Genomic DNA, 22,543 nt, shown 5'->3' with positions numbered 1-22,543 from the left:
GCAAATTATATACAGACGCTGCGATGCAACGTCTGTAATAGAATTGTGATTCACTACGCCGCTTCTCTCATCGGCGACGGGAGTGATACCTCTGGAAAAGAAAGTGAAAGCTGTTCAGCTTGGGGTACGGCTGCTTGTTCTAATACCTGTATTTCGATATTCACACTGACTAAATAACTTCCTGTATCAGCACCAACTGCTTCGGCGATTAATCTGGAGAAGTCTGGGCGTTTTGCAGTTAGTGGGTCACGTAAAATACAGCGATCCCATTCGTGCTTGGCAGTTGGATTGAGATTGAGAATGTAATGCTTGATCATAGTTGCACTGCACTAGGATTTGTGGATGCTATATCCATTATAGTACAAATGTACTGTGATGAACAGAGGTTATCTCACCTGCTAATTGATTAGGGTGAGCAAGATGCCCACCCTACAAGATGTCCACTATTGACTATTTACCATTCATCTGTGCATTCAATAGTTGTGCATCATTCACCCAAACGGCTTGTTGTGGCACAGGAATAATGATACCGGCTTGGTCAAAGGTATTTTTGAGGCGGCGACGATATTCGCGTGCGACATCCCATTGTTTGAGTGGTTGGGTCTTAATCCAGACACGAATCATTAAACCGCGATCGCCAAAATTATCGATGCCTAAAACTTGCGGTGTTTCGATAATTTGACGTTTCCATTGCGGATCTTGATTCATATCCATAGCCACTTTTTCCAGCAACTTCAACGCATGGTCAATATCAGTTTCATAGGCGACTGGGATAGTTAAATCGGCTCGTGACCAGCGACTCGATAAATTGGCAACTACTTTCACCTCGCTATTGGGAATTGTGATTAAGCGTCCTTCTGCATCTCGTAGTTGAGTCATCCGCAGATTCAGGTTTTCTACTAAGCCACCTACATCACCGACATTAATCACATCGCCTAAGGCGTACTGGTCTTCAAGAATAATCAAGAAGCCGTTAATTGCATCTTTAATCAGGTTTTGGGAAGCCAGCGATACGGCCACACCAACTAAACCAGCACCTGCTAGTAAGGGAACGATATCTATACCCAAGGCAACTAGGGCGAGTAAGACACCAACTCCGACCCAGATGATAGTCACAATACTTTTAGTTACGCCTGAAAATGTGGAAACTCGCAACCGCAGGCGTTCGGAAGTGTCTGAGCCTAATAAAGCACCACTACTAATTAAGGTTGTGGTGAAGCGATCGATTAAAGCGTAGCTCAAACGGGTGACGACATAAGTTCCCAGAACAACAACAGCCAACTTGATCGGAATTTGGGCAGCGCCAAGAATTGCTGGCTGAAATGTGCGTGTATAGGGAAATAAACCTAAAATGATGAAATTTCCACCGCCCCAAATTCCTGCTTGAGTTAACTGAAACAATCTTTTCTTGACTTCTTGGAGATGACGATGTTGCTGTTGATTGAGTTGTGTGGCGATTGGTTGAGCTGTTTGAGAAGTTGGGGGAGTGGGGCTGGCAGAATTCTTTTTGGAACGGCGTTGCCAGTAATAGACCCCGCAACTGCTAACAAGCATTACCAGCGCAATACCAACGGCTATTTTTCCTTGGTTAATTAGATATTGAGTTTGTCGTTCTCGTCTTGTCTCTGGTAAGGCATTTCGCAATGTATCAGCAATTTCATTTGCTGCTATCGATAGTTCTTCCTGTCGGAGTTTGGCATCTTCCGATGTGACAGTCATTAGATATTCCCCATTCATGCGGATCACGGGATAATCGTTGACTGTTTTCACCTCTACCTTGACTGTTTGTGCCGGTGATTGAAGGTAATTTTGGGTAATTTGATTTAAATTCCGTTGGATATTTTGCGATCGCTCCGGAAAATTAGTTCTGGTTGCAGCTATCTGAAACACACGGCGACCGTCCAAATATATCCAGCCAGAAACACTTTTATTCTCTGATTCGTTAGTTAAATTACCGGGACTTGGTAATAACGGTAAAAAGGGAAACTGGGCTGTGGCTCTTGGTACAGACACAACGTTGATTACTGTTGCACCTGCGATCGCTAATAAATGCACACGCACTCCAACACCTCCTTGAGCGAAATCTACATTTTGAGTACTGCCTCGACCATCCTCGTGTATTGACTTCAGTAATTGTACCTATCTAAAGTTAAGTTTTCAGGTAAATGTTGAAAATTATTGCATTTTTTTCTTTTTATCCCTTTAGATAGATGACAAAATACTTCATCAGCTTTTGGCGAGAATTAGATGAAGTTTTGATTATACTCTTGCCAAAGATAAATTAAAACATTGATTTGTGGAAAATCCCTAAGCTGCGTTATCCAACTCGGCTAGAATTTTGTCGAGCCTGTCGTTAGTATCTTTGGCAAGTTGAACGCAGCGTAAGTAGGTCGGTGTTAAAAATTGTCGTTATGACAAGGCAGGAGGCAGAGGGCAGGAGGCAGGAGGCAGGAGGCAGAGGGCAGGAGGCAGGAGGTAAGAGACAGAAGGGTTTTAAGATTTAATCTTTTGAATGCTTGACACTAAAATTCCTTGAAACCTATCGACTTCTTCCAAAACAGGAGTAAATAGTTCAGGCGATGCTAATCCGACTTCCTTAGAAATAATCAACTGAGTATCAAGCTCTCTCAGCGAACCTAAAGCAATGTGTAGAAATTGGATATATGAGGAGAGGAGGCAGGAGTTGAAAGGCAGGAGGCAGGAGGCAAAAATAAGACCTTGTTATCGGTTTGATATCTGAAAAAATAGTTGTTTCTTTCCTTCTGCCCTCTGCCTCCTGCCTTGAACGCAGAATTCTCACAAAATCGCGTTGCTCCCACCCTAAAACTCGTAAAAACTATAGTTGTAGAATCTTGGATGCAACCTATTTTAAGCTAATCTTACTCAAGAGTCAGTCTATGCTTAAGACACAAAGGTGAATTGCAACTTTGGTAATGAACAATAGATAAAATGAACAAAGTTAGCCTGAATGTCTAATCGCCAAACCCTATATATCTCATGGATTTTGCTAATCTTGCATCCCAGTTAAATGCTGGAACGATTCTACCAGAGGGGATTGTTATAGTCACCCTCTTGGGGGTTTTGATTGTTGATTTGATTTTGGGGCGTACATCTTCACGCTGGATTGGATATCTAGCGATCGCAGGTTTACTGGCCGCGATCGTCGCCCTGTACTATAGATGGGATGCTATCAATCCCATCTCCTTTAGCGGTGGCTTTGTTGGTGATGACCTCAGTATTGTCTTTCGCGGTATTATCGCTTTGTCTGCGATCGTGACTATATTGATGTCAATTCGCTACATTGAGCAAAGTGGTACTGCTCTAGCAGAATTTATCGCAATTTTGATGACTGCTACTCTAGGAGGAATGTTCTTATCTGGTGCTAGTGAATTGGTGATGATTTTCATCTCACTAGAAACTTTAAGTATCTCCTCCTATCTACTAACAGGTTATACCAAACGTGATCCTCGTTCTAACGAAGCGGCACTGAAATACCTATTAATTGGTGCTGCTAGTACAGCAGTATTTCTCTATGGTGTTTCTCTGCTGTATGGACTATCTGGTGGTCAAACAGAATTAAGTGCGATCGCCGATGGTATTATCACAGCTAATGTCAGTCAATCATTAGGTTTGGTGATTGCTCTTGTTTTCGTAATTGCAGGTATTGGCTTCAAAATTTCCGCTGCACCTTTTCACCAGTGGACACCAGATGTTTACGAAGGCGCTCCTACTCCGGTAATTGCCTTTTTATCTGTTGGTTCCAAAGCAGCGGGGTTTGCTTTAGCCATCCGCTTACTAACTACAGCCTTCCCAATGGTGGCTGACGAGTGGAGATTTGTCTTTACAGCCCTCGCCATTCTCAGTATGGTTTTGGGTAATGTGGTCGCTCTCGCACAAACCAGCATGAAACGGATGCTGGCTTATTCATCCATTGCTCAAGCTGGGTTTGTGATGATTGGCTTGATTGCTGGTACAGAGGCAGGATACTCCAGTATGGTATTTTACCTACTGGTTTATTTGTTTATGAATCTGTGCGGCTTTACCTGCGTGATTCTCTTCTCCCTACGGACAGGAACCGACCAGATTGCTGAATACTCAGGTCTATATCAAAAAGACCCACTGTTGACATTAGCCTTGAGCCTTTCCCTACTTTCTTTGGGCGGTATTCCACCTCTAGCTGGATTTTTCGGTAAAATCTACTTGTTCTGGGCTGGTTGGCAAGCTGGTCTTTATGGATTAGTTTTGCTAGGTTTGGTGACTAGTGTCGTCTCCATCTATTACTACATTCGCGTAGTCAAAATGATGGTAGTTAAAGAACCCCAAGAAATGTCCGATGTAGTGAAAAATTATCCTGAAGTGCGTTGGAATTTGCCTGGATTAAGACCTTTACAAGTAGGGCTAGTAGTAACCTTGATTGCTACTTCCATAGCAGGGGTTTTATCAAATCCACTGTTTACACTAGCTAACAATTCCATCTCTCATACGCAATTCTTACAAGCAACAACTACTAAAGTGAGTACAGTCTCTCTGGAGCAGCCAGAAAAGTTGTAGCTTATCTGTACTTAACTTATTTATGGCTAATAGCTAATCATCAATTCTGAAAAGCTATTAGCCATTTTTGCTACACAAAAATATTTCTGTTTCAAAAAAAGAAATATTTCTTTACATCTATTGAGAATGCGATTCGCTTTCCTCAAATACTTTTATGAGTTGAAGGAAAAACTTGATTAGGCGATCGCACCTTTGAGAAATCTCCTCACTAAATTAAACTTTGGAGATGTTGGACTAACTGCGGTGCTTGTAAAACTCCCTCAATTTTATCCACGGGCTGACCATTTTTAAATAACACAAGTGTTGGCAAGGCTTCAATACGATACTGGCTGGCCAATTCGGTGTATTTTTCCGTGTCAATTTTGACAATCCTTAGACGGTCTTTCAACTGGGCATTCACTTGATCTAAAATCGACCCCATCAACTTACAAGGGCCGCACCATTCAGCATAAAAATCTACTAATACAGGTACATCAGAACCAGAAAGCATTTCTTCAAAACTGTTGAAATGTTTTTTAGTTGCCATATGACACACACCGAATTTCTATGGATTGATTTCAATCTTAATGCGTGCTTTCTAAAATGGATGTAACATTATTTTATTTTTATAGTCAATGGTCAACTGAAGTATGAAATTTCATGCTTTCACCATAAGATAATTAGCGCGGTGATTCAAAAGCTTAAGGAATAATTTATGGAAGTTTTGCCAGAAAACCTGCAAAGTCTCAAACAAAAAGTAGCCATTGTCACAGGCGGTTCGCGGGGAATTGGGCGGGCGATCGCACTTGAATTAGCCAAATATGGCGCTAGTGTCGTCGTTAATTATGCTAGCTCCAGTACAGCAGCAGATACTGTAGTTACAGAAATCACATCAGTCGGAGGACAGGCTGTTGCGCTGCAAGCCGATGTTTCTCAAGCAGATCAAGTAGACTCACTCATCAATGCCACCACAGAAAAATTTGGTCGAGTAGATATCCTCGTTAACAATGCCGGAATCACCCGCGACACATTACTTTTGCGGATGAAGCCAGAAGAATGGCAAGCCGTAATAGACCTTAACTTAACTGGCGTTTTCTTATGTACCCGCGCCGTTAGTAAAATCATGCTCAAGCAACGTTCTGGGCGGATTATTAACATTACCTCCGTTGCCGGACAAATGGGTAATCCTGGTCAAGCAAACTACAGCGCAGCCAAAGCAGGTGTCATTGGCTTTACTAAAACTGTTGCTAAAGAACTAGCTACCCGTGGGATCACCGTTAACGCCGTTGCCCCTGGTTTTATTGCCACCGATATGACCAGCAATCTTAGCAACACCGAAGAAATTTTGAAATATATTCCTCTTGGTCGCTACGGGCAACCCGAAGAAGTTGCTGGTATGGTGCGCTTCCTTGCTGCCGATCCCGCCGCTGTTTACGTCACTGGGCAAGTCTTTAACGTCGACGGTGGCATGGTGATGTAGTTACTAATTCGTAATTCGTAATTCGTAATTCGTAATTATGAATTGTTTAATAGTCTTTGCCAAATGGCAAAGCTCAATAACATGATGATGCCAACACTAGTAGCCATTATCACAGGTAAAGGCATCCCGCGAATTGTCATTGCGAGTAAATTGCCCATTAAGGTAATTGTCCAAAGAGTGAATGCAGCATAACTCTGAGAGAACCCCCAAGCTAATAAACGGTGGTGTAGGTGATCCTTCCCAGGAGTACTGAGGGGGTTTTTCCCTGCCATTAGCCGTCGTAAAAACACTTGGGTAGTGTCTAAGACTGGTAATAGCAGAAATAAAACTGTCGGCACCAAGGAAAAGACCGTAGTCACCTGCAAGTCACCCAAAATACTAGTAGCAGCTAAAACATACCCAAAAAAGTATGCTCCAGCATCACCCATAATGATGCGTGAGGGGTGGAAGTTGTGGCGTAAGAAACCCAACGCCCCACCTCCCAAGGCTGCCAAAACTAAGGTAGCTGCTGCCTTATTAGGAAACTGGGCTGAAACTGCTAACAAACTCATAGCAGTAATAAAACTGATCCCTCCGGCTAATCCATCCATGCCATCCATCAAATTGATGGCGTTGGTAATACCTACGACCCACAGGACTGTAATCAAAATTGACAGCAGTGAGTCGATGGGTGTGCCAATAGCTACTTTAATGCTGATACCATTAGCAAACAGCAATAAGGCTGTAATAATTTGTGTCCATAAGCGGACAGAGGGGGGTAAGCCAAACTGATCGTCAATAAAGCCGACCAGCACTAGAATTGATCCTCCTAGTAGAACAGTTAGCACTTGGGCTAAAACATTTTGCAATTCAATCGGTCGTAAAAGGGTAGCAACAACTAGTGCGGCAATCACTCCTGCATAAATAGCCAAACCCCCAGCATTTGGTAAAGGTTCTCGATTTAGCCTTCGTGCATTTGGTTGGTCAGCCCAACCCACCCGCAGAGCAAATTTGCGTACCGTGGGAATTAAACGCCATGTTACTAGCCAAGCTAAGAAAAACGTAAATACTACTGCCAACCAGCCGAAGCCGCTTGGGTCGGCAATACCTAGAGACCTAAGGGAGTTGTATAGATTCATCTCCCAATTCAACCATTACTGCCTGTATCCTACATGAGCATCAACTGTATATTAATCAATTTTTTAATAAAAGGGGCTAGGAACTATGAAGTCAGAAGGTAAAAGGCCAAAGTAAAAAGAATCTTTTGCCTTTTACATTACCCAGTACCGAGCATTTCAATTTATAATCTGACCAGCTTTGGTTATTAGCACTCACCGACCAAGAGTGCTAAATTGTCTAATGGAAGCGCTAGGGAAGTGAAACATGGCTAAAATTATTTCATTTAATGAAGAATCACGGCGAGCTCTAGAACGAGGTGTCAACGCTCTAGCCGATGCGGTGAAAATTACTTTAGGGCCAAAAGGTCGTAACGTCCTTTTAGAAAAGAAATTTGGCATACCCCAAATTGTCAACGATGGAATAACTGTCGCCAAAGAAATTGAATTAGAAGATCCTTTAGAAAATACTGGTGCGAGACTCATCCAAGAAGTCGCATCCAAAACTAAGGATATTGCTGGCGATGGCACTACTACCGCCACAGTTTTAGCACAGGCATTAATCAAAGAAGGTCTGAAAAATGTCGCGGCTGGTACTAACCCCATCAGCTTAAAACGGGGGATTGACAAAACCATTGAGGCACTGGTAGAAGAAATTGCCAGAGTAGCAAAGCCAGTAGAAGGGGGAGCGATCGCCCAAGTTGCTACTGTTTCCGCGGGTAATGATGAAGAAGTCGGCACGATGATTGCCGAAGCGATGGAGAAAGTCACCAAAGATGGTGTCATTACCGTTGAAGAATCCAAATCCCTGACAACTGAACTAGAAGTAGTGGAAGGGATGCAAATCGACAGAGGTTATATTTCTCCGTACTTCATCACCAACAACGAACGGCAGACGGTAGAGTTTGAAAATGCTCGCATCCTGATTACCGACAAAAAAATCAACAGTATCCAAGAATTAGTACCCGTCCTGGAAAAAGTTGCCCGTTTGGGTCAAGCTTTGTTGATTATTGCTGAAGATGTAGAAGGAGACGCTTTAGCAACTTTAGTAGTCAATAAAGCACGGGGTGTGTTGACGGTTGCTGCCATCAAAGCACCTGGATTTGGTGAACGCCGCAAAGCAATGTTACAAGACATTGCCATTCTCACCGATGGACAGATGATTTCTGAAGAAATTGGTTTAAACCTAGATACCGCTTCTTTGGAAATGCTGGGAACTGCCCGCAAAATCACCATCGACAAAGAAAACACCACAATTGTCGCTGGTACTACCACTAAGCCAGAAATCCAAAAGCGGATTGGGCAAATTCGCAAACAATTGGAAGAAACTGATTCTGAGTACGACAAAGAAAAACTGCAAGAACGTATTGCTAAGTTAGCTGGTGGTGTGGCGGTGATTAAGGTCGGTGCAGCCACAGAAACCGAACTCAAAGACCGGAAATTGCGGATTGAAGACGCACTTAATGCGACCAAAGCAGCTGTAGAAGAAGGGATTGTGCCTGGTGGTGGTACAACCTTAATTCACTTGTCTACCAAAATAGACGAGATGAAAAACAGCCTCAATGAACAAGAAAAAATTGGGGCAGACATTATCAAACGTGCCTTAGAAGCACCCTTGCGTCAAATTGCCGAGAATGCTGGCGATGAAGGTTCTGTGATTGTCTCCAGAGTCAGAGAAACCGAATTTAACATCGGTTACAACGCGGCTACAGGAGAATTTGAAGACTTAATTGCAGCTGGGATTATTGATCCTGCCAAAGTCGTGCGTTCTGCCTTGCAAAATGCCGCTTCCATTGCAGGTATGGTTTTGACGACTGAGGCGATCGTTGTCGAAAAACCAGAGAAGAAATCTGCTGCCCCTGACATGAGTGGTATGGGCGGCATGGGCGGCATGGGCGGTATGGGTGGCATGGGCGGCATGGGTATGATGTAACTTCTGCCTTTCCATCTGAATATTTTTATATGTTTCCGCAGTTTGTCTTGGCAAGGCAAACTGTTTTTTTATATATTCGCTGACTTATCAGCGATCCAGTTATACAATTTGACCTAAAGATTATTACAGACGGTCGGTAGGAGTAAAACCGATGCCACTAAAAATAAAACTGATTTTTGACTATTGTCTACTACCTATGTCAGAACGCCGATTACCAATGAATCCTTGATTAAGTAGAAAGGTGCAAATAAACCGAACTATGTAACGGAAAGTAAAGTAGCTTGAAAACCTCTTCCCTTCTGCCTTCTGCCCTCTGCCTCCTGCCTTGTCATAACGACAATTTTTAACACCGACCTACTTAATGTTTAACAACCTATACTAATGATTAGAAAAATTCGCCGTCTTGTCAAAAAAGCACCTAAGTCAAATTTCAAAGAATTTTATCATCAACCAGGAACTTTACCAGGAACTCTAATTGTTGATGAAGATGCTGAACCACCAATAATTATTTTATTTGATTACAACCAGACAAACTTTATTCGTAAACAAATAGCTACCCCAGAAGAATGTCTGAGTTATTTGGATGCTGAATCGGTTTCTTGGGTTGATGTCCAAGGTTTAGGTAATCAAGATATATTACAGCGATTGGGTAAAGTGTTTAATTTACATCTTCTAGTTTTAGAAGATATAGTCAACATGACAGAGCGCCCCAAAATTGAAGATTATGAAGACCAATTGCTGATTATTGCTCGTATGGTAGTTCCCAAAGAAAAAAACTGTGGATTTTATAGTGAGCAAGTGAGTTTTGTATTAGGAGAAAATTACTTGTTGACAGTGCAGGAAGAACCAGAACATGATTGTTTTGAAAGTGTGAGGGCAAGAATTGATAAGGGTAAAGGTATTATTCGCAAACAGAGTGCTGATTATTTAGCTTATGCTTTGCTAGATGCAATTATTGATGGTTTTTTTCCAGTCTTAGAACTTTATGGTGAACGTATTGAAGAATTAGAAGAAGAAGTGATCCTCAAACCAACTCCACAAACACTACAACAAATTTATCAAGTTAGGCGCGAACTCTTACAACTGCGGCGGTATATCTGGCCGCAACGAGATGCCATCAATGCTTTGATTCGAGATGGTAGTGAATTAATTAGTGAAGAAGTACGCATTTATCTACGAGATTGTTACGACCATACAGTACAAGTTATGGATTTGGTAGAAACTTATCGGGAACTTGCATCTGGATTGATGGACGTATATTTATCAGCAGTCAGTAACAAAATGAATGAAATCATGAAGCTACTAACAATAGTTTCCAGCATTTTTATTCCCCTAACTTTTGTTGCTGGTATATATGGCATGAATTTTAATACAGAGAAATCACCATATAATATGCCTGAACTAAATTGGTATTGGGGTTATCCAGTTTGCTTGGCTTTAATGGTAGCGATCGCAGTTAGTTTACTTATCCTATTTTGGCGCAGAGGATGGCTCGCTAATTTTTCCAGTATCAAACATGATTGAAAGTTAAATAACAAAAATTAATCCAGGGAGTTAATATTCCAAATGAGCAGAGGTAGTGGCGATCAAAATTTAGTTGTATTGACACTTTATATTATTGGTGTATCTTACACCTTTAATCGCATGATTGAATCTATTGATGATAAAATCAAATATGAGTATAAAGGTGGCGCAGTTAACGATCAACTCACAGAACAAGAACTCAAAGACCAAATTGGAATTGCTTTTAAACTCAATTCTTCATACTCATTAGATGATTTAAAAGAATTGCAAATTAGCATTGAAAATAAATCAGATAATCTGGCTGTCTATGTTGACTGGGAAAATAGCACGTTGGTAGTTGAACACAGCAAGCAATCGCGCCGCGTGATTCGGATCTCACCATATCTAACTCGTGACTTAGCCATACCGCAAACGCCTAGTTTAATCACACCTAAAAAAACCTTGACTGAGAAGATAACAGCTGAAGATGTTCTAGAGTTTGATTCCGTAGCAGGAACTTATTCCGCCAAAAAACCTCTAGTAAGTATCAGTGGGTTAGAAAAAGGCGGGCCACCGCAGAAAAAGCTATACAACGACTTTATGAATAGAGGCAAGGAGTTAGACTTTTCTCTACAGCTAGTGCTAAGAATATCTGATGTCCGTGTTGGTATAGCTCCAGGCATAAATATTCCTCCCATGTATCTGATCAATTGTCCCTTCGCTGTTAAGAAATTACCTTGGACTTACGCTCTGCCTTGGAATAAAAAGAAGAAATAATCCAAATCGGACACATTACGCCATCCAAGATTACACTGTAATTAGGGAGAGAGTAGGCGTAGGCGGTTGCAGAACTGTCATTATTGGTAGTTTTGAGGAAAGTCCGGGCTCCCGAAAGACCAAACTTGCTGGATAACGTCCAGTGCGAGCGATCGTGAGGATAGTGCCACAGAAAGATACCGCCAGAAAAGTAAAAAGTGAAAAGTAAAAGGCAAAAAGATTTCTTTTTACTTTTACGTTTTAACTCTTGCTTTATTTGGTAAGGGTGCAAAGGTGCGGTAAGAGCGCACCAGCACGATCGAGAGGTCGTGGCTCGGTAAACCCCGGTTGGGAGCAAGGTCAGAGGAACTACGGTTGGTCTTTTACCAGTTCCGTTTATGAGAGCCGCTAGAGGCGTTTGGTAACAAGCGTCCCAGATAGATAACCGCCCTCATGTAAAATTTTTACATAGAGAACAGAACCCGGCTTACTACCGACTTTCTCCTCTTTTAGTCTATAGTTCATAGTCAAAAGTAACGACAATAGACTATTAACTAATGACTCTTGACTATTGATACTTGACTAATGACTAATGACTCTTGTTTATCCCCGTCGTCAAAGACAACTCGAAAGCTTAATAAGAAAGTTCGGTTTGCCATTAGATGCACCCATTAAATGGCAACTTTTAGACTTGGCGTTGACTCATCCTACAGTATCTGAGTCAGCTAATTATGAACAACTGGAGTTTGTTGGTGATGCGGTGGTGCGACTGGCGGCAGCTGTTGTTTTATGGGAAAAATATCCTGATTGCCAAGTCGGGGATTTTGCGGCGATTCGTTCGGTGTTGGTGAGCGATCGCATCCTCGCCCAATTAGCTAGAGAATATGGTTTAGAGCTATATTTATTAGTCGCTGGCAGTGCAACCAGTGATAAAGTTGGTCAAGAGTCACGGCTGGCAGACGCTTTTGAAGCAGTTTTGGGTGCGCTTTACCTCAGCACGAATAATTTAGAACTCATTCGCCCTTGGCTAGACTCTCATTTTGAGCTACTAACCGCAGAAATTCGCCTTGATCCGGCTCGACTAAACTATAAAGCAGCTTTGCAAGAATGGACTCAAGCACAATTTAAAGTTTTACCAGAATATCGCGTTGAGGAAATCAATCAACCCAACCGCAATCAAGAACGATTTGCCGCTGAAGTCTGGCTCTACGAGAAAAAACTCGGTGAAGGTAGAGGACGTTCCATCAAAGCAGCGGAACAAGCAGCCGCTAAAGTAGCTTTTTTAGCAGTTAATAATCAGGAAAATACTTGATCATATTTCAAGTTAGCTATTATCTAATCCTGGCAACCAATTTTTATCTATTAGTCTTCTAAATTTATTCAAATGTTGTAACAAAGTTTAGCCTCAAAGATTATGTAGTGATTTTACTATTAAGGGCTTAAATCGAGTTTACCAAAAATGAAATAATTTTCCTGAAAAACGGGAAAACTATGATTAACTCCTCCTGGGGTAAATTTCCGTGTGAGTCCCGAATAGGAAAATGCTAAAAAAATATTTGGTTAATAGTTTAATTTTGTCTTTTTCTCTAGTTCCCTGGCTGTGCGTGGGAATGGTTTTTGATTCTAAAGCCAATGCTTTACCAGGGCAAAGTACAGAGGAAGTCGGTACTTGGATGAAAGCTCATCCAACTCTGCGTCCTGGAAATGGTGAGCAATTATATGTGCAGAAGAGTGATACAGCAGCCCAGCGCTTCACCTTTCAAGCTTCGGTTTTACCTCCGGGTAAAGTGGAGTTTACTAAAGAGCGCAGCCGAATTCGTTACGAACGACTGGCGATGTATGATGCTATTAATGGCGTGAGCTTTCAACGGCTGCAAGAATCTTTGCGGATAATTTACGGTTACGATGTCTATCAAGATTTTAACCAGGGTCAGGTGGTGTATGACTATCCTAGCGAAGGAGAAGTTAACTCGGCTCGTTTTGCCAAAACTCCGATTAAAGAAGCATTACAGGGACAATTGCGTGTAGGCGATCGCTACGCCTATTGGATAGAAATCGCTAAACCTCGAAATGGTAAAGCTTTCATTGGTCAAATGACAGTTTTACTCAAAACTGATGTAGAAAAATTGCTCAAAGAATTGCAAGTTAGGTGAATCTGAAATCTTGCGTTATGCTTAACCTCTCCCAAAAAGGGAGAGGCTGAAAAACCTCATTCTTAAGTTGTACTTTCCTTTTGCCTCACCCCAACTAAGACCACCAAAAGTTAATAATATCCCAATACGCTTCAGATAAGATAATTTGCATACTTATAAATTTGTAGAGAAGTTGCAATGCAACTTCTCTACAAATTCAGAAAACCTAACCAATAATTTTAATTGAACTGTATTGGCTAATATTCTTGATGTGAAACAGAAAAAGTCCTGTTTGCAAGCCGGAGCATCTCGTCTGTTAAAGACTACATACCACCAAAATCAAATTGATACTCTGGGTTTGTTGAGAAGGGATAATTTGAAAAACCTTCTTTGCTCACAGTTGTTGAAATAATATCAGGATGGCTCAACAAACTGCTGACATCTTGACCAACCGCCGACACACCACTCCCAAGAGATGTTAATTGGTCAAGGATGTCGAAAGACCAATCTTTATTGCCAATGTATGCTTTGCCATCATCATTGGCCTCAATATTATTACCTAATAAATTTCCATTACTGATATCGGAAGTATTGGTATTACCAAGGATATTATTGCTGCTACCACTAGGTTTGTTGCCATTACCGTTGATTGTGTTGTTATTACCTATCTGCCAGTTGCCATTACCATTACTGGAGTTGCCGTTACCAAAATACCAGTTACCATTGCCATTGCTGGTGTTTTCACCATTGAAATACCAGTTGCCATTGCCGCTACTGGTATTTTTATTACCAAAGTACCAGTTGTCATTACCATTAGCTGTATTGTCGCTTCCGTAAAACCAGTTGCCACTTATTAGAAGTAGTGGAAAGAAAAGAATGGATAGTGGTGAATGAAACTGCAAAATCTAATGAACCAAAGCCACCAGAAATCCTCTGCTTACATTTCATCATCCGCAAATCACGTTCTGCTGGATTTTTGATAAAAGAAACATCAGGTGCTGTGAGAAACCGTAAAACATCACCCCTAAAATTGTGGAAACGCAACAGTAGGTTATGACCTTGACGGATTAAGGGGGGTTGGTTGTGATGAAACCTCGTTGAAAAATGATCGCCACGTCTGTAGCCACTGTCTTGAGTGTAAAGCGATCAGCTGCCAAAAAAACACCCAGAGGCAGTGAGGAAAAAGAAATCAAGAGAAAAAATTAGTAGCCGCCAGTTATAAACTTCTGGAATTTGGATAACTCCAGTACAAGCGCTAGTGAGTCAGTTTAAAGCTTTAGATAAGATAGTTATTAGTTTACAGACTCTTCGGAAAAATTTTGCTATGCTATTCTCGGTAAGCTAATTTTTTAGCTTGCTATATTAGCATAAAGCAACTGATTTGACAAGGTAAAATTAAAACAAAATACTTTGTATTCATCAGCTAATAAATTAGATCGAGAGTATTGAAGCGATCGCACCACAAAATTGATATTTTTTAAATGTAGGGAACTAACAAGCTATTCAAATGAATTTTTAGCTATGTTCTCACCGTTGCTCACTCTTTAATTTTCCTATGAGTCATCATCTACCCGACACCAAGATACCAGCTCCGTGTATTGTTGACACAGGCGTGATTGTAAATAAGCTCGACATGCGAAAATTGCTTTCTGATTTAGGTCGAGTCCACTACATCTACACCCACGAAGACAAGATAGTGAGCGAAGGTGAAGGAGATGTCATAGAAGTATTTGCTAATCCGCAACGTTCTACCTTAGTGGCTAACAGTGCGCTTTATTTAAACGTTTATAGTTTTGATTACATAGAGCTTAAACAGTCATCACCAAAAGAAACCTGTTTTGATTTAATGCAAGAAGGAATGTGTTTACGGCTGATTCCCCTCACTACTCCTCTACAAGAACGGAAGGAAAAAACCTTCAACGTCAGTGCGATTGAAGCGATGATGGAACAAGTTCTCTCAGCCAGATGGGATGCAGAAATTGATGATGACTGCTCTGATTCGTTTTAAATAGAATTGTTCTTCGTTGTTTGTTATTAGTCGGGGCGTAAGATTTTGCCCTCCTATCACCTTATTCAATCAAGAATTGCCATAACAAAGGACAATCATTTAGTAAAATAGCCTGATTTTTACCTTGAGCGAAAATTTTTCTTTTCAATCCCTGGCTTGCTGTAGCCAAACCAAAGCCAGAGCCGGAGTATTCTTCACGCCCCACGGCGCTGTGGAAACCCCAAGATTTATGCCTGTGGGGACACTAGCCAATGTCAAAACAGTCACCCCCGCCCAGTTAAAAGATACTGGCGCACAGATGGTATTGTCGAACACTTACCACCTCCACTTGCAACCAGGAGAAGCAATTGTGGCTGGTGGTGGTGGGTTGCATAAGTTTATGGGTTGGGATGGGCCGATGCTCACTGATTCTGGTGGGTTTCAAGTGTTCAGCTTGAGTGACATGCGGAAAATTACTGAAGAAGGTGTGACTTTCCGCTCACCTCACGATGGGCAAATTATCAATTTGACACCAGAGCGTTCCATAGAGATTCAAAATACTTTAGGGGCGGATGTGATCATGGCATTTGATGAATGTCCTCCTTACCCAGCAACTCGCCAAGAGGTGGAAACAGCTACCGAACGGACTTACCGTTGGTTAGAACGCTGTATGGTGGCAAATCAACGCCAAGATCAGGCATTATTTGGAATTGTGCAAGGCGGCGTATATTTAGATTTGCGTTCTCAAGCTGCTATTGCATTGGCTAAGTTAGATTTGCCTGGATATGCGATTGGTGGTGTGAGTGTGGGAGAACCCGCTGAACTGATAGCTCAGATTGTCCAAGCCACAGCACCACTGTTACCACCCGAAAAGCCCCGTTATTTGATGGGTGTGGGGACTTATCGAGAGATGGCGATCGCAATTGCTTCTGGTATAGATTTATTTGATTGCGTCATCCCGACTCGTTGGGCGAGACATGGTACGGCGGTGGTGCAAGGCGAACGCTGGAATTTAAAAAATGCTAAGTTCCGTGAAGATTTTACTCCAATGGATGAAACTTGCCCTTGTTATGCGTGTCAAAATTTCAGTCGGGCTTATATTTCCCATTTAGTGCGATCGCAAGAAATTTTAGCTTACACTCTGTTGAGTATTCACAATATTACAGAACTAATTCGGTTTACCCAAAAAATTCGCCAAGCAATATTAAACGATTCCTTTTTGGCAGAATTTGGTCATTGGCTCAACTCACCAGAAACAGGAGAATTATAAAATTCTAAAACGCAGAGTGGCGCTGAGGTAAACGCAGCGAAAAGTTGCGTGCGGGGGTTCCCCCCGTTGAGCAAACTTTTCAAGACAAAGGCTACGCAGAGTCTTTGTTCTAGTTTTTGTTATTAAGTGATGGGACTTACAAATCAAAAATATTATATTTCTCTGTGTTCTCTGTGCCTCCGTGGTTCGTTTATAAGGTAGGTGAGCTTATGTATTGGTATAACGGCAAATTAATTGAATCCCAAACCCTGGAACTAGATATTAACGAGCCGGGGTTGCTTTATGGTGCGACGGTATTCACTACATTGCGGGTTTATGAGAATTCTCTCGATAGTAGTTTAACCAACTGGCAAGCACACTGCGATCGCCTAAATTTCAGTTTACAAGCCTTTGCTTGGCAACAACCAGATTGGCAGCGCATACATCAAGGCGCACGAATCCTGCTGCAACATTTCCCCATTCTCAGAATTACCTTGTTTCCTGATGGTAGGGAGTGGATAACTGGCAGAAACTTACCAGAGGATTTGCTTGAAAAACAGCGAAATGGTGTGAAATGTGCTATTGCACAACCAGAATTTTCGCGCAACTTGCCTTCTCATAAAACAGGAAACTATTTAGGTGCTTGGTTAGCCAAAAATAGTGTGCAAACTTTAGCTGCTCAAGAAGCGATTTTAGTTGATGCCACAGGTAATTGGTTAGAAACGACCACTGGGAATCTTTGGGGATGGCGGGATGGCTGTTGGTGGATACCGCCTTTAGATGTAGGGATTTTACCCGGAATTAGGCGATCGCAAATTATCCAATGGCTGCAAAATCAGCAAATGCTAGTGCGAGAGGAACCTTGGACACCTAAGTTAGTCACAGGATTTGAAGCGATCGCCTACACTAATAGTGTGGTCGAAATTATCCCCATTCATACTGTTAAGCAAGCTTCAGGGTCGCTACAATATAATCCCTACCATCCCAATTTTCAGCAAATCAGGAGCCTTTTTAGCATGACAACCGTATCATTATGGTATACCTTAAAATAAGTTAACATAATTCTTAATAATGTCCTCTCATACAGAGACGCTCCGCGAAAGCACAGAATATATCAGGAGATAGACCTTAGTGAATAAAAGATGGAGAAATGCGGGGCTGTACGCGCTACTGTTTATTGTTGTCATTGCGCTAGGAACAGCATTCTTTGACAAACAACCCCAAAGCACACAAACATGGCGATACAGTCAATTTATTCAAGAAGTTGAAAAAGGTAGAGTTACACAAGTTAAACTGAGTGCAGATCGTTCTACGGCTATTGTCAAGTCCCAGGACGGAACTCAGATTAAGGTGACATTAGTCAACGACCCCGACTTGATCAACACTCTCACCTCAAAAGGCGTTGATATTTCTGTATTGCCTCAAACCGACGAAGGCTTTTGGTTTAAGGCACTAAGCAGCTTATTTTTCCCTGTACTGCTTTTAGTTGGCTTATTCTTCTTGCTCCGCCGCGCTCAAAGTGGCCCTGGTAGCCAAGCAATGAACTTTGGTAAATCTAAAGCCAGAGTGCAAATGGAGCCGCAAACCCAAGTGACATTTGGTGATGTTGCTGGTATTGACCAAGCCAAGTTGGAATTAAACGAAGTTGTAGACTTTCTTAAAAACGCCGATCGCTTCACCGCAGTCGGTGCCAAAATTCCTAAAGGAGTATTATTAGTCGGGCCTCCAGGTACAGGTAAAACCCTCCTAGCTCGTGCTGTGGCTGGGGAAGCGGGTGTACCCTTCTTCTCTATCTCCGGTTCAGAATTTGTGGAAATGTTCGTTGGTGTGGGTGCTTCCCGCGTCCGCGATTTATTTGAACAAGCTAAAACCAATGCTCCTTGTATCGTCTTCATCGATGAAATTGACGCGGTTGGTCGTCAACGGGGTGCAGGTTTAGGTGGTGGTAACGATGAACGGGAACAAACCCTCAACCAGTTACTCACCGAAATGGATGGTTTTGAAGGTAACACTGGTATTATCATCATTGCTGCTACCAACCGTCCTGACGTTTTGGATGCGGCGTTGTTGCGTCCGGGACGCTTCGACCGTCAAGTTGTTGTAGACCGTCCTGACTACGCCGGACGCAGCGAAATTCTGAAAGTTCATGCTCGTGGCAAAACCTTAGCCAAAGATGTGGACTTAGATAAAATCGCGCGTCGTACCCCTGGTTTCACAGGTGCAGATTTATCCAACCTGCTGAATGAAGCGGCAATTTTGGCAGCACGTCGCAACTTAACCGAAATTTCGATGGATGAAATAAATGATGCCATCGATCGCGTGTTAGCTGGGCCAGAGAAGAAAGACCGGGTAATGAGCGAAAAACGCAAAACCTTGGTAGCTTATCACGAAGCTGGTCACGCCTTAGTTGGTGCATTGATGCCCGACTATGACCCAGTGCAAAAAATTAGCATCATTCCTCGCGGTCGTGCAGGTGGTTTAACTTGGTTCACCCCCAGCGAAGACCGGATGGACACTGGTTTATACAGCCGCGCCTATCTTGAAAATCAGATGGCTGTGGCATTAGGTGGTCGCCTAGCCGAAGAAATCATCTTTGGTGAAGAAGAAGTAACCACAGGTGCTTCTAACGACCTACAACAGGTAGCACGAGTCGCCCGTCAGATGATAACACGCTTTGGGATGAGCGATCGCTTGGGGCCAGTTGCCCTCGGTCGTCAGCAAGGTAATATGTTCCTCGGACGCGATATCATGTCAGAGCGCGACTTCTCTGAAGAAACTGCTGCTGCCATTGACGAAGAAGTGCGGAAACTAGTAGATACAGCTTACATCCGCGCTAAAGAAGTGTTAGTCAACAACCGCCAAATTTTAGATCAGTTAGCACAAATGCTAGTTGATAAAGAAACAGTAGATGCCGAAGAATTACAAGAAATCTTGGCAAATAATGATGTCAAAACTGCCGCCTTTGCTTAATTAATTCCGGTAACAATCTAAAATCTATATTTGGGATAGTTCTTTTACAAGAACTATCCCAATTTTTTACTTACCACAGGTTACGATAAATCTTGTAATGCGGCATAACCCTAGCTCTCAAGCTTAATTTTTGCTAAGTTCTAAACAAACATATATTTTTAAAACTCTTAAGTAGAAAGGTGCAAATAAACCGAACTATGTAACGGAAAGTAAAGTAGCTTGAAAACCTCTTCCCTGCTGCCTTCTGCCCTCTGCCTCCTGCCTTGTCATAACGACAATTTTTAACACCGACCTACTTAGCTTTACCAGACTTCAACTGTACCCAGATATGAACTTCATAACTAACAAATCTCAAGAATTTGAAAAGCATGATTCCAAGATGCTTTCAGAGTATGTTACAGCATTAACTTGGTCGCCCCAAGGTAAAATTTTCGCTGCTACTTCCGCTGCCGGAGAGGTGGTGTTATGGAATGATGGCGATTTAATAAAATTACAAAATGGTAGCGGTAAATCAGTAGATTGTGTTGCTTTTTCGGCTGATGGTAAATTTTTAGCTGTTGGTGGACAGGATGGAATAGTAAAAATTTGGCAAGAAAATGAATTAATCGCCACTTTAGAAAATGCTCCTGCCTGGGTGGATAAGCTGGCTTGGAATCATACTAGTAACCAACTGGCTTTTAGTTTGGGGCGTTACGTGCAAGTATGGGATGCTGATCAGCGTGAGATAGCTGTGACGTTGAATTTTGATAACTCCTCAGTTTTAGGGATAGATTGGCGTAGTGATGGACAGTACCTAGCAATTGGTGGTTATCAAGGAGTCAAGATTTGGCAGAATCAGAACTGGGATGAAGAACCATATTTTCTCAGTATGCCGACTGTGAGTGTAGCTATGGGATGGTCGCCTGATAGTAAATATCTGGCTTCGGGTAATATGGATCGCAGCGTCACTGTGTTGGATTGGAGTAACCCCGACCCTTGGGTGATGCGTGGCTTTCCTGGTAAGATTCGGCAATTGGCATGGTCAGAAGCTACTACCCAAATAGGTGCGCCAATACTGGCATCTTCTAGTTTTGACGGAATTGTAGTCTGGGAAAAGTTAGAGGATGAATCCTTGGGTTGGGAAGCACGAGTGTTAACTAATCATGTGGATATCATAAATGCGATCGCATTTGCACCCCAAAGCTTCCTGTTAGCCTCCGCCGGTGCTGATGGTTTGTTGTGTTTGTGGTCTGGAGCATCCAAAGTCTCTCAAATTCTCACAGATGTTAACGCCGGGTTTTCCACCTTAGCTTGGCATCCCCAAGGCAAGTTTCTCGCCGCAGGTGGTGAACAAGGCGAATTAATTATTTGGTCAAAGTCATCACGCGGTCAAGGTTTTAGACGTAGTTAACCAAGATTCAGTAACCGCAAAATATTCTTAAGGTACAGCATAACTGTGCCTTTATTCACATAGCAATTCAAAAAATAATAGCTTAGTCCTGAATATCTCACATTTTACTGTTATTTAATAATAATGATGATTGTTAAATCCAGTAAAGCTAGTAGGACTTGATTATGCTATGGGACTTACGCACGAGTCACGGAATAACGTAGACGCGGTAGCGGCTTGCCGCAGGCTACCACAGAGGCGCAGAGGTCACGGAGAAATGAGAGTTTCAGATATATTTTGCGTAAGTCCTATGCTAAACAAATTATTATTTAATAATTCCTTACCAGCTGCCCTTGTTGCCTTGACAATTGGATTTATTGGTTGTGGAAATCAAGCTACCAGTACGTCATTCACTCAAACCACAACAGTTGACGAAAGTCTTCCCAAAGTTGTCGCCACAACAAGTGTATTATGTGACTTAATTAAACAGGTTGCTGAAAATACCGTTAACCTCGCCTGTATAATTCCCCCAGGTGTAAACCCCCATACCTATCAACCAAAAACAGCAGACCGACAAACCATTGATCAAGCTAATCTGATTTTCTACAATGGTTACAATTTTGAACCAGGCTTGATCAGAATTATTAAATCGAGTAGCAATACTGCACCTAAAATAGCTGTGAGTCAGTTAGCAGTTCCTAAACCACAAAAATTTATCGAAGATGGGCAACAAGTCACAGATCCGCATGTTTGGCATAATGCCAAGTATGGTATCAAAATGGTCGAGGTAATTAGCAGTAACCTCAAAAAATTAGATCCTAATAATGCAGAAATTTATAATATTAATACTAAACAAATCAATAGTGAACTAACTCAGTTAGATAGTTGGATAAAAACAAGAATAGCCAGTATTCCTCGTGATAAACGCAAATTAGTTACCACCCACAATGCACTCGCTTATTATGCCAAAGCTTACAGTATTCCACTGGTAGGAGTGTTAGCTGGTATTAACCCGGAAGAAAACCCAACAGATGCACAGGTAAGCAATTTAGTTAAAAATATCCAGCAGGCTAAAGTACCAACAATTTTTGCAGAGATGAAGATTAATCCTCAGTTATTTCAATCTGTAGCGCAAGAAGCAGAAGTACGAGTTTCAGAAAGAGGGCTTTATCCTGATGGAATTGGAGAACCAAGAAGTGAGGGCGATAGTTATCAAAAAATGATGGTAGCTAATACACGCACAATTATAGAAGGTTTAGGCGGAACCTACCTAATATTTGAACCAAAAGCTCGTAAATAGTTGAGGTGGAAGTACTGCCGTGAAGTTATACTTCTCTACGAGAGGCTGCACCAACGACAGGCTCAGTAACCAAAAGTCAAAAAGCTTACTTATAGAATAGACTTTTTGGCTATGGAACGAGGATTAAATAAGATCCAGAAATGGGTCATGCAATAATAAGCAGAATATGCCCACTGAATTCTGAGATTCTATGACTCCGTATTCATCCGAGATTGAGCAGCAAATGCAACGACTATATTC

General features: G+C 42.0%; 19 protein-coding genes, 1 other RNA gene and 1 pseudogene. 14 read left to right on the top strand and 7 right to left on the bottom strand.

The features are described 5' to 3' along the window. Positions 1-53 precede the first annotated feature (53 nt). The 3 genes and pseudogenes from IQ259_RS18800 to IQ259_RS18790 form a co-directional block, all read right to left on the bottom strand. Positions 54-317, bottom strand: a complete 264-nt coding sequence (locus tag IQ259_RS18800) for a hypothetical protein (RefSeq protein ID WP_193887523.1) — start codon at positions 315-317, stop codon at positions 54-56. A 133-nt stretch (positions 318-450) separates the two neighbouring features. Next, a complete protein-coding gene (locus IQ259_RS18795) occupies positions 451-2,061 on the bottom strand; it encodes a mechanosensitive ion channel family protein (protein ID WP_193887522.1) in 1,611 nt (536 codons plus the stop codon). 432 nt (positions 2,062-2,493) lie between these two features. Next, positions 2,494-2,664: pseudogene (locus IQ259_RS18790) on the bottom strand (four helix bundle protein); the annotation flags it as partial. Positions 2,665-2,997: 333 nt separating this feature from the next. Between IQ259_RS18790 and IQ259_RS18785 the strand changes: the two are divergent. Then, positions 2,998-4,551: an NAD(P)H-quinone oxidoreductase subunit N gene (locus IQ259_RS18785; protein WP_193887521.1), complete on the top strand. Its 1,554-nt coding sequence runs from the start codon at positions 2,998-3,000 to the stop codon at positions 4,549-4,551. 208 nt (positions 4,552-4,759) lie between these two features. On the opposite strand, the gene trxA is transcribed toward IQ259_RS18785, so the two are convergent. Then, positions 4,760-5,077 (bottom strand): thioredoxin, encoded by a 318-nt coding sequence (gene trxA, locus IQ259_RS18780; protein WP_193887520.1) that lies wholly within the window; start codon positions 5,075-5,077, stop codon positions 4,760-4,762. A 168-nt stretch (positions 5,078-5,245) separates the two neighbouring features. On the opposite strand from trxA, the gene fabG reads away from it, so the two are divergent. Further along, positions 5,246-6,010, top strand: a complete 765-nt coding sequence (gene fabG, locus IQ259_RS18775) for a 3-oxoacyl-[acyl-carrier-protein] reductase (RefSeq protein WP_193887519.1) — start codon at positions 5,246-5,248, stop codon at positions 6,008-6,010. A 35-nt stretch (positions 6,011-6,045) separates the two neighbouring features. Here the strand turns inward: fabG and IQ259_RS18770 are convergent, their stop codons facing one another. Next, positions 6,046-7,128, bottom strand: coding sequence for an MraY family glycosyltransferase (locus IQ259_RS18770; protein ID WP_193887517.1), 1,083 nt, complete (start codon positions 7,126-7,128; stop codon positions 6,046-6,048). A gap of 244 nt (positions 7,129-7,372) precedes the next feature. On the opposite strand from IQ259_RS18770, the gene groL reads away from it, so the two are divergent. From groL to IQ259_RS18740, 6 genes are all read left to right on the top strand, one after another. Next, entirely contained in the window at positions 7,373-9,037 is a 1,665-nt protein-coding gene (gene groL, locus IQ259_RS18765; RefSeq protein ID WP_193887515.1) for a chaperonin GroEL, read from the top strand. A gap of 381 nt (positions 9,038-9,418) precedes the next feature. Beyond that, positions 9,419-10,561 (top strand): magnesium/cobalt transporter CorA, encoded by a 1,143-nt coding sequence (corA, locus tag IQ259_RS18760; RefSeq protein WP_193887513.1) that lies wholly within the window; start codon positions 9,419-9,421, stop codon positions 10,559-10,561. 42 nt (positions 10,562-10,603) lie between these two features. Beyond that, on the top strand, positions 10,604-11,317 hold the full coding sequence (locus tag IQ259_RS18755) for a hypothetical protein (protein ID WP_193887511.1): 714 nt from the start codon (positions 10,604-10,606) through the stop codon (positions 11,315-11,317). 48 nt (positions 11,318-11,365) lie between these two features. Then, positions 11,366-11,802: RNase P RNA component class A (rnpB, locus tag IQ259_RS18750), an RNA gene on the top strand. Between the two features lie 86 nt (positions 11,803-11,888). Then, positions 11,889-12,608: a ribonuclease III gene (rnc, locus tag IQ259_RS18745; protein WP_193887509.1), complete on the top strand. Its 720-nt coding sequence runs from the start codon at positions 11,889-11,891 to the stop codon at positions 12,606-12,608. 229 nt (positions 12,609-12,837) lie between these two features. Next, the gene (locus IQ259_RS18740) at positions 12,838-13,449 is read left to right on the top strand and encodes a hypothetical protein (protein ID WP_193887507.1); all 612 of its coding nucleotides are present in this window, start codon (positions 12,838-12,840) and stop codon (positions 13,447-13,449) included. A 302-nt stretch (positions 13,450-13,751) separates the two neighbouring features. Here IQ259_RS18740 and IQ259_RS18735 read toward each other — a convergent pair whose 3' ends face one another. Beyond that, the gene (locus IQ259_RS18735) at positions 13,752-14,330 is read right to left on the bottom strand and encodes a hypothetical protein (protein ID WP_193887505.1); all 579 of its coding nucleotides are present in this window, start codon (positions 14,328-14,330) and stop codon (positions 13,752-13,754) included. Continuing rightward, complete coding sequence (locus IQ259_RS18730; RefSeq protein WP_255525454.1) at positions 14,242-14,472, bottom strand: transposase; 231 nt, start codon at positions 14,470-14,472, stop codon at positions 14,242-14,244. Before IQ259_RS18730 ends, IQ259_RS18735 begins: the two co-directional genes overlap by 89 nt. A 511-nt stretch (positions 14,473-14,983) precedes the next feature. Here IQ259_RS18730 and IQ259_RS18725 point away from each other — a divergent pair. The 6 genes from IQ259_RS18725 to IQ259_RS18700 all read left to right on the top strand — a co-directional run bounded on the left by IQ259_RS18725 (position 14,984) and on the right by IQ259_RS18700 (position 22,303). After that, positions 14,984-15,436 carry a hypothetical protein gene (locus IQ259_RS18725; protein ID WP_193887503.1) on the top strand — a complete coding sequence of 151 codons (453 nt, stop codon included), beginning with the start codon at positions 14,984-14,986 and terminating at the stop codon, positions 15,434-15,436. Between the two features lie 124 nt (positions 15,437-15,560). Further along, entirely contained in the window at positions 15,561-16,685 is a 1,125-nt protein-coding gene (gene tgt / locus IQ259_RS18720) for a tRNA guanosine(34) transglycosylase Tgt (RefSeq protein ID WP_193887501.1), read from the top strand. 209 nt (positions 16,686-16,894) lie between these two features. Continuing rightward, positions 16,895-17,716, top strand: a complete 822-nt coding sequence (locus tag IQ259_RS18715) for an aminotransferase class IV (protein WP_193887499.1) — start codon at positions 16,895-16,897, stop codon at positions 17,714-17,716. Positions 17,717-17,795: 79 nt separating this feature from the next. Then, positions 17,796-19,634, top strand: a complete 1,839-nt coding sequence (gene ftsH3 / locus IQ259_RS18710; protein ID WP_193887497.1) for an ATP-dependent zinc metalloprotease FtsH3 — start codon at positions 17,796-17,798, stop codon at positions 19,632-19,634. Between the two features lie 328 nt (positions 19,635-19,962). Continuing rightward, positions 19,963-21,024 (top strand): WD40 repeat domain-containing protein, encoded by a 1,062-nt coding sequence (locus tag IQ259_RS18705; RefSeq protein ID WP_193887487.1) that lies wholly within the window; start codon positions 19,963-19,965, stop codon positions 21,022-21,024. Positions 21,025-21,313: 289 nt separating this feature from the next. Then, on the top strand, positions 21,314-22,303 hold the full coding sequence (locus IQ259_RS18700) for a metal ABC transporter solute-binding protein, Zn/Mn family (protein ID WP_193887486.1): 990 nt from the start codon (positions 21,314-21,316) through the stop codon (positions 22,301-22,303). The last annotated feature ends 240 nt before the right edge of the window (positions 22,304-22,543 follow it).

It is taken from the genome of Fortiea sp. LEGE XX443 (assembly GCF_015206815.1).
Lineage (GTDB): Bacteria > Cyanobacteriota > Cyanobacteriia > Cyanobacteriales > Nostocaceae > Nostoc_B.
This window is presented reverse-complemented; position numbering and strand designations above follow the sequence as displayed.